Annotated in this window: 9 protein-coding genes and 1 tRNA gene; 4 read left to right on the top strand and 6 right to left on the bottom strand. The window is 57.8% G+C overall.

Features of this window, described 5'->3' with window-relative positions; all coding sequences use genetic code 11:
- Positions 1 to 77, top strand: a tRNA-Met gene (locus AC2FJW_RS15460).
- Between the two features lie 375 nt (positions 78 to 452).
- On the opposite strand, the gene AC2FJW_RS15455 is transcribed toward AC2FJW_RS15460, so the two are convergent.
- The 6 genes from AC2FJW_RS15455 to AC2FJW_RS15430 all read right to left on the bottom strand — a co-directional run bounded on the left by AC2FJW_RS15455 (position 453) and on the right by AC2FJW_RS15430 (position 3964).
- Complete coding sequence (locus AC2FJW_RS15455) at positions 453 to 1115, bottom strand: DUF2461 domain-containing protein (RefSeq protein ID WP_496750572.1); 663 nt, start codon at positions 1113 to 1115, stop codon at positions 453 to 455.
- 16 nt (positions 1116 to 1131) lie between these two features.
- The gene (locus AC2FJW_RS15450) at positions 1132 to 1476 is read right to left on the bottom strand and encodes a TfoX/Sxy family protein (RefSeq protein ID WP_496750570.1); all 345 of its coding nucleotides are present in this window, start codon (positions 1474 to 1476) and stop codon (positions 1132 to 1134) included.
- Positions 1476 to 1874, bottom strand: coding sequence for an MAPEG family protein (locus AC2FJW_RS15445; RefSeq protein WP_496750569.1), 399 nt, complete (start codon positions 1872 to 1874; stop codon positions 1476 to 1478). Before AC2FJW_RS15445 ends, AC2FJW_RS15450 begins: the two co-directional genes overlap by 1 nt.
- Before the next feature lie 24 nt (positions 1875 to 1898).
- On the bottom strand, positions 1899 to 2285 hold the full coding sequence (locus tag AC2FJW_RS15440) for a VOC family protein (RefSeq protein ID WP_142638446.1): 387 nt from the start codon (positions 2283 to 2285) through the stop codon (positions 1899 to 1901).
- A 67-nt stretch (positions 2286 to 2352) separates the two neighbouring features.
- Positions 2353 to 3588 carry an RNA polymerase sigma factor gene (locus tag AC2FJW_RS15435; RefSeq protein ID WP_496750568.1) on the bottom strand — a complete coding sequence of 412 codons (1236 nt, stop codon included), beginning with the start codon at positions 3586 to 3588 and terminating at the stop codon, positions 2353 to 2355.
- 4 nt (positions 3589 to 3592) lie between these two features.
- On the bottom strand, positions 3593 to 3964 hold the full coding sequence (locus tag AC2FJW_RS15430) for a YciI family protein (protein WP_142638441.1): 372 nt from the start codon (positions 3962 to 3964) through the stop codon (positions 3593 to 3595).
- Positions 3965 to 4122: 158 nt separating this feature from the next.
- On the opposite strand from AC2FJW_RS15430, the gene AC2FJW_RS15425 reads away from it, so the two are divergent.
- The 3 genes from AC2FJW_RS15425 to AC2FJW_RS15415 are packed head-to-tail and all read left to right on the top strand — an operon-like array spanning position 4123 to position 7234.
- Entirely contained in the window at positions 4123 to 5604 is a 1482-nt protein-coding gene (locus AC2FJW_RS15425) for a DUF4153 domain-containing protein (protein ID WP_496750566.1), read from the top strand.
- Entirely contained in the window at positions 5601 to 6278 is a 678-nt protein-coding gene (locus tag AC2FJW_RS15420; RefSeq protein WP_496750565.1) for a response regulator transcription factor, read from the top strand. The genes AC2FJW_RS15425 and AC2FJW_RS15420 overlap by 4 nt, the downstream gene beginning before the upstream one ends.
- Positions 6275 to 7234 carry a sensor histidine kinase gene (locus AC2FJW_RS15415; RefSeq protein ID WP_496750563.1) on the top strand — a complete coding sequence of 320 codons (960 nt, stop codon included), beginning with the start codon at positions 6275 to 6277 and terminating at the stop codon, positions 7232 to 7234. Before AC2FJW_RS15420 ends, AC2FJW_RS15415 begins: the two co-directional genes overlap by 4 nt.
- The last annotated feature ends 11 nt before the right edge of the window (positions 7235 to 7245 follow it).

The following is a 7245-nucleotide window of genomic DNA, read 5'->3' as shown; positions in this document are numbered from 1 at the left end:
CGCGGGATGGAGCAGCCCGGTAGCTCGTCAGGCTCATAACCTGAAGGTCGTAGGTTCAAATCCTACTCCCGCAACCAGGTCGAATAATATCAACACAGCCAGTTCAGACTACAATTGATCCACTGGATCAATTGCTAACCTCTTCACCTCGTCAGGCTCATAACCTGAAGGCCAAAGGTTCAAATCCTACTCCCGCAACCAAAATCACTACACAATATCAATATATTACACGCCGTGCCCGAGCGGGCTTTTGCGTTGCGCCATCACAACTGGAAGCACCGTGGAAGCAAGCAGTACGAGAAAAACACTGTGACGGACCCGTAACAGATAATGCCAACTCGTAGGATACCGGCAGCAATGTTGGTGACGCACCCTCGCTGCCTGACCCGCTCAATGTGAGACCCTTGGCGTTGAAGAAGGCGAAGGGATACCATGATCCTGTGTTAGATCGGCTAGGTGCCAAGGGACTGCAAGGCCCGAAACACCGGGTGGAAGAGCTGAAATTGATTTAGACATTCTTCCCTAAGACCTGCCTGGGTTACGGTGGGTTGGGCGGTAAGATCCGTCCAAACGGTAAGCCCCTTGCGGCGCAGAAGGTCCAGATGGGGGTGATCACTCGCATAGCCTGACGGTCCGCGCTTCAACTCGGGCTCGCTGATCCTGACATTCCTGGCCGTAAGATCGTTGATGATTGCCATGAGATCATTGCCCGCTGGTCCTGCTACGCCGGTCCGATACCTCTCTAGGGCTGCTTTTACATATTGGAAGACGCCGCACCCAAGGGACAGGCAATCCGGGGACAGCCCGAAATGCCAAAGCGGGGGCTGATCTCCGCAATCCCCGGGTATGAAAGACATGCGCAGATGAGGACTATAGGGTGTCTTGTCGTTTGAGAACCGCACGTCTCGATGAATACGATAGATCTTGGCCGAATGGGGCATGTGCGTCATCTCGGCCAGCGCCTGTGACATCTGGGCCGCAAATTGTTCTGCGGGCTGTTTGATCGCGGCCTCATAGATCTGTTTGTTGGCGTGAAACCACTCGCGTCGGTTATTGGCTCGCAGATCAGAAAGAAACTGAAGGGCCTCGGGCGAAAAGCAGCGGAACTGATCCATCATCTTCTCCTGATATTCAACTTTTCGGCGGCAGGCTGGCGGCGTGCGCCAGGCACAGGCTCAGCCAGTCACCCAGCGCAGCCGGATCGCAGTTGGCCTCGTCTACAACGACAAACCCACCGAGTTTTCGCTTTCCGTGGACAATCGGGTTTGCAAACGGATTAGAAAGCGCCTCGGTCTCTTTGTCCTTGCCGACACGGAACATGAACCGTCCAAACCCGTCTTTGTCGCGGCGCGCGCCGCACAACATATTGCCGTTCAGAAAAAAGCAGGTGCCACCCATCATCCGCATTTCGGAAATTCCAATATGCGCCTCGAGGGCGAGGCGCATACGTTGGTTCAGGTGTTCATCATTTGGCATCAGACTGATCCCGCCAACTGCCAAAGAATTGACAGGGACAAGACGAGCATCACCAATGTTGTCAGTGCGGCACCGATCACCCGACCTTTGCCGTCGGGTGTGGAACGCAGGCTGACATAATGCACGGCGCGGGCCACCAACAGCACAAGACCGCATCCCCCGACCAGCCAGTCTGAGGCACCGGCAATCTCCGTCCCCGCCAAAGCCAGCAGGGCCAGTGGAACATATTCAGTAAAGTTCCCATGTGCCCGAATCCGCCGCAGCAGTTCGTCGTCATCCCCGTGCAGCAGTAAAACTCCGGTCTGGGATCGCCTGATGCCCACAAGAATTCCCATCGGAATACTCATAAGCACAAAGATTGCTGTCACAAGCAGAGCGATTTGCGGTGTGTGTTCCATGGAAATTCTCCTGTCTGCCCAAGATTAAGACGCCATGCTTTCATAAGTAATCAACGCAAACCGAGCGCCTTGTGGGTCGTTCAGAGTGGCCATCCGGCCGACCCCGGGCATATCAATGGCGGGTTGCAAGACTGAGGCTCCCTGTGCAACTGCGGCTGCTAGGCTGTTATCGACATCAGCAACCGTAAAATAGATCGTCCAGTTTCCATCCGTCTCGGGCATGGGCGAGAACCCTCCGATTGGCGTTTCACCAACCACCGCGGCGGCATAGCTTGACCCGTCCTGCATCGGCATCTCGTTAATGTTCCAGCCCAGCACATTTTTGTAGAATTGCTTGGCCTTGGTCTGGTCTGGCCCGGAGTGCCCGATCCAGCCTGAGTTTCCAACGGTGGTCATGTCCAGAATGCTCATCTTTATCTCCCTTTGATTGCCCGCTGCATGCGGGACTGAACAAAGGACGCGTGAGGATCGGCCTTTCCTACAACTGGTTCAAATCTTTTTCACAGGCAGCGATTTCTTTCAGGACCGCCACACGTTCCGGTCCCGTCGGGCAGAGGTTCAGAACACGGTTAAGGGACTGGATCGCGGCGGGAAGATCGCCGATCTCTCGCAACATTGCCGCGCGCAAGGCATGGAACCAGCGATAAGACGCCAGATCATTCGCCACGGCATCCAACGCAACAAGCGTGCAGCGTGGGCCATGAACCCTGGACCCGGCGGCGATCTGGTTCAGGCGGATAACCGGTGAGGGCTGGAGGCGATAGAGCGCGGCATAATGCGCCTCGATCAGAGACCAGTCGGTATCTTCTGTCGATTGGGCATGCGCATGAACGGCGGCGATTGCGGCCTGAATACCGTAAACACCCACTTGGTTCAGCCGTTCGGCCTTTTGCATCAAGGCTGTCGCTTCGGCGATGTTGGCCTTGTCCCAAAGGGCCCTGTCCTGATCTTCCAGGGCTACAAGATCACCTTGATCGTCTAGCCGTGCTTCACGACGGGCATGTTGCAGAAGCAACAGGGCCAGCAGTGAAATCTGCTCGGCCATCGTCGGGAAAAAGGCAACCAGCAGCCGGGCCAGACGTATCGCCTCATCGCATAGTTTGAGCCGGATTTGCACCGGGCCACCCGAGGTTGACCAGCCTTCGTTGAACATCAGGTAGATCATCAAAGACACTTCGCCCAAACGCGCAGCCCGCTCCTGTGGCGTGGGTGTTTCAAAAGCGACAGAACTTCCTGCGATCCTTTTCTTGGCGCGGGTAATTCGCTGTTCCATTGCCTTTGGACTGACAAGGAAACCACGGGCGATTTCTTCCACACGCAACCCGGCAACAATTTTTAGGGCCAGCGCAATCTGGTCTTGCCGGCTTAGGTCCGGGTGACAACAGATGAACAGCAGGCGCAGAACATCGTCGCGCAGCTCGTCCGGATCTGGTGGGTCATCAGCCATGGAATGAAATTCTTCCCTGTGGCGGGTCAGGATTGCGCTGCGGCGCTGGGATTTGCGCAAACCATCCAGCCCGGCATTACGGGCGGTGGTCAAAAGCCAAGCCAGCGGATCGCGCGGCGCGCCTTGTTTGCGCCATACGGTCAAGGCCTTTAGGCAGGCTTCGGCAAATGCATCTTCGGCAAGGTCGATGTCCCGGAAATACCGCGTCAGGGCCGCGATGGCCTGCGGGCGTTGCTGCAAGAACGTGGCCTCTAGCCAATCCGACACGCGGTCAATCCAAGGTCATCGACCCGCCTGCCCATGCGGCGGGGCGGACCTCAAGCCGGGCAACAGGTGACGAGATCATTCGCGCATGTTCAAGCGCCTCATCCAGATCGTTGAACTCGGCCAGATACAAGCCCAGAAAACTTTCTTTCGTCTCAGCGAACGGGCCGTCGACGATCATAGGTTGCAGAGTCTCGGCAGCCGCGGGTTCGACTGTGACAGCCGTAGTCGGGGGCATCAGTTTGACGGACAGGAAATCCCCGCGCTGCCTGAGGGCATTCTGTAGCACCGTATGTCCTGCCATGACATCGTCCTGACGGTCCTGTGGCAACGCTTCGAACACACCCGCCTGACCATAGATCGAGATTGCATAGATCATTTTTACCTCCGCGATGTTGGTTTCATCCTGCTAGGACGCGCGAGCCTTTGCAAATCCGACACTCATTTCACCGATCTGCACAGTTTCTGCAGATCTTCTGCACCCAAGCTTCCTGACCTTTGGGTCAAACCAGTCCCTTAAAACACAAGAGGGAAGAAATGGCGCAGCAACTTATAATATCTGGAGTTCCGAATTCTGTGGCGCTGGACGCTTGGTGGCTGTCGGAAGAGACGGTGATTTCAGGCACCAAGGGCCCGCCGGGTTCAACCCCGGCGTTTGCCACCGATGGTCGCGCATGGCGCGTGATCGGGTTTATCTTGCTGGTCGCGCTGGCGGATTACCTGTTCTGGGGACATCAGGCGGGTGTGTCTCTGGCGGTCTTTGCTGTGGCGGTCTTTTTGTGCGGCCTGCCCGCGGATCGGTCTGGCAAAGGGGTGCTTATGCCCGCAACGGTTTTGGTGCTGAGTGTTTTGCCGGTCGTGGATTTCGTTCAACCATTATCGGTCGCATTTCTTTTGTCCGGGCTCGTCGTTGCCATTGTCTGGGTCAGGCACCCGAAAGACCAGGTTCTGGAACTGCTTTTGCTGGCGCTGGGGTTTCTGACTGATCTTCCAAAGAACTGGCTTGGCCCGGTCCGCGCGATACCCGGCCTGAAAACCACGATTGTCAGCGATGCCGGAGGCGGCTGGACGCGGGTTCGGCAGTTCCTGCGCAACTGGGGTCTGCCGATTGGCGGGACAATGGTTTTTGTTACCCTGCTGGCCGAGGCGAACCCGGTATTCCAATCCCTTGTCACCCCGGATATCGCTTTCGGTCAACTGCTGCAGCGCGCCATGTTCTGGGGAGGGATTGCGCTGATCATCTGGCCGTTTGTTGACAATCACCCGCTTCGCGGACTGAACCCGCGACCATTCGCAGGCCCTCAGACGATCCCCGGCCTCAACGGTGGTTCGGTCCTGCGGGCGCTTTGGGTGTTCAATGCACTGATTGGTGTTCAGACTGTGCTGGACCTGTCGATTCTGCTGGGCGGGGCCTCATTGCCCGAGGGGATGAGCTATGCATCCTATGCCCATCGCGGCGCATATCCGTTGCTGGTAACGGCGCTGCTGGCCGGTGCATTCGCCCTGGCAGCGCGGCCGTTTCTGGATGAAAATCGGGTGCTGAAACCGCTGATGGTGTTGTGGCTGGCACAAAATGTGGCTCTGTGCGGTGCGGCATTGATGCGTCTGGATTTATATGTCGGCACCTATGGCCTGACCTACCTGCGTATCTATGCGCAGATCTGGATGGGTCTTGTAGCCGCGGGTCTGGCGCTGGTTGGGTGGCAAGTAGCGTTCAGGAAATCCAATAGTTGGTTGATCGCGCGAACCGGCATTCTGAGCGTTCTGGTCCTCTATTGCACCAGTTTTGTGAATTTTGCCCATGTGATCGCGACCCGAAACCTGAAACTGTCCGAACCGGACTATGCCTATCTGTGTTCGTTGGGGCCCATGACCGGGATGCATATCAGCTACGGGTATCCGAATTCGTTGTGCTATTTTGAAGCCGACCCGATCAACAGCTGGCAGGAATGGGGCTTTCGAAAGTGGCGCCTGTCCCGCTATGGTGCCGATCTGAGCAGTATCGGTCCGGGTATATGAATATCTTAGTTGTCGATGATGATCCGCGGTTGCGTGAAGTTGTGCGTCTGGGGCTGGAACGCGCTGGCTACAGCGTTTCGACCGCCGCCAACGGTCAAGAAGCCGTAATCAGCACGTTTCGCGACGAACCGGACCTGATCGTTCTGGATGTTGGCCTGCCCGAACTGGATGGCTTTGCCGTATGTCAGAAAATTCGAACCCGTTCGGACGTCCCGATCCTGTTCCTGACCGCCCGCGATGATGAGGTCGACCGGATTCTGGGGCTGGAGCTTGGGGCCGATGACTACGTGACCAAGCCTTTCAGCCCGCGCGAACTGGTGACGCGGGTCAAGGTGATCCTAAGGCGCACCAATCGCATTTTGGCGGCGCCGGGAAATCTGCGGCACGGCCCCTTGACCTTGGACCGGACCGCAAGACTCTGTGCTTGCCACGACACGGAAATTGCCCTGACCGGTACTGAGTTTCAGATCATGGTGATGTTGATGGAAACACCGGGTCGTCTTGTTCCTCGCACGGCCCTGATTGCCGAGATTTGGGGCCCGCGCAGCCAGGTCTCGGACAGGACCTTGGACAGCCACCTGCGAAACCTGCGGAACAAATTTGCGCAGGTTGGTTTGTCGGACTCGGTGGAAACCGTACATGGTCAGGGTATCCGGATGAGGAGGCTGGGGTGACCCGGCGCTGGCGGCCTTCCTTGGGATTTGTGCTGGGCGGTGCGTTGGTCGGAACCTTGGGCCTGTCTTTCGCGGGTCTGGTGGCTCTGCGTTATCTGGGGCCAGAATTCGGATTTCGGAACTCTGCTTTGGTTCTGGGCGGGGTGATCTTTCTGGCTACGTCGGGGCTGGGTTGGTTGCTGGTCCGCCTGCTGCTGCGCCCGATCAAAGCCCTGCAGGCCTATGCCGGGGCGCAAGAGGCGGGTACCCAGGCGGCCTCAATCCAGCATTTCGGCACCAAAGAGCTTCACCAGACCGCAACTCAGGTCGTCACCATGGCCGAGGCGCTGCGTGACCGTGAGGCGACCATCCGGTCTTATACCGATCACGTCACGCATGAGTTGAAATCGCCGGTAACCGCAATCCGCGCGGCGGTTGAGATGCTACAGGACACCCCGGATGGCAGCGATGACTCCAAAGCCCTAATCGCGCAGATCGACGGGGCGCGTCAGCAGATCGAAACCCAGCTTGCAGCACTTCGGGATGCCGCCCGCGCGCGCGAGGCCCGATATGTCGGGGCAAGCACCCTGCGCGATGCGTTGCCAGGGGCGCTTCCGATTGAGCTAAACCTGTCCGGGGCGGATGAGGTCGCATTCCCGATCTCGGCCGAGGGGTTGCGGATCGTTCTGGGCCATATTCTGCAAAATGCCAAAGATCATGGGGCCAGCGCGGTTGATCTGCGCGCCTCAGAGGCTGGAAACACGGTTATCCTGACCGTGTCCGACAATGGGGCGGGGATATCGCCCGGTAACGCCGACCGCGTGTTCGATCCGTTCTTTACAACCCGCCGGGAAAGCGGCGGCACCGGGATGGGGCTGGCTATTGTCCGCAACATCCTGTCGGCCCATCGCGGAGACATCGCAAACCACCCCGTCCCACAGGGCGCGCGGTTTGATCTGAGTTTTCATAGGCTCTGACCTGCGCAGAT

This window comes from Ruegeria sp. CDSA020 (genome assembly GCF_059612345.1).
The sequence above is the reverse complement of the archived record's forward strand: the minus strand, read 5'-3'. Positions and strand labels throughout refer to the sequence as shown.

Bases quoted from the DNA above. Each gene is read 5' to 3' on its own strand.
- AC2FJW_RS15455 (WP_496750572.1), bottom strand. From the start codon at position 1,115: ATGGATCAGTTCCGCTGCTTTTCGCCCGAGGCCCTTCAGTTTCTTTCT.
- AC2FJW_RS15440 (WP_142638446.1), bottom strand. From the start codon at position 2,285: ATGAGCATTCTGGACATGACCACCGTTGGAAACTCAGGCTGGATCGGG.
- AC2FJW_RS15420 (WP_496750565.1), top strand. From the start codon at position 5,601: ATGAATATCTTAGTTGTCGATGATGATCCGCGGTTGCGTGAAGTTGTG.
- AC2FJW_RS15425 (WP_496750566.1), top strand. From the start codon at position 4,123: ATGGCGCAGCAACTTATAATATCTGGAGTTCCGAATTCTGTGGCGCTG.
- AC2FJW_RS15445 (WP_496750569.1), bottom strand. From the start codon at position 1,874: ATGGAACACACACCGCAAATCGCTCTGCTTGTGACAGCAATCTTTGTG.
- AC2FJW_RS15450 (WP_496750570.1), bottom strand. From the start codon at position 1,476: ATGCCAAATGATGAACACCTGAACCAACGTATGCGCCTCGCCCTCGAG.
- AC2FJW_RS15430 (WP_142638441.1), bottom strand. From the start codon at position 3,964: ATGATCTATGCAATCTCGATCTATGGTCAGGCGGGTGTGTTCGAAGCG.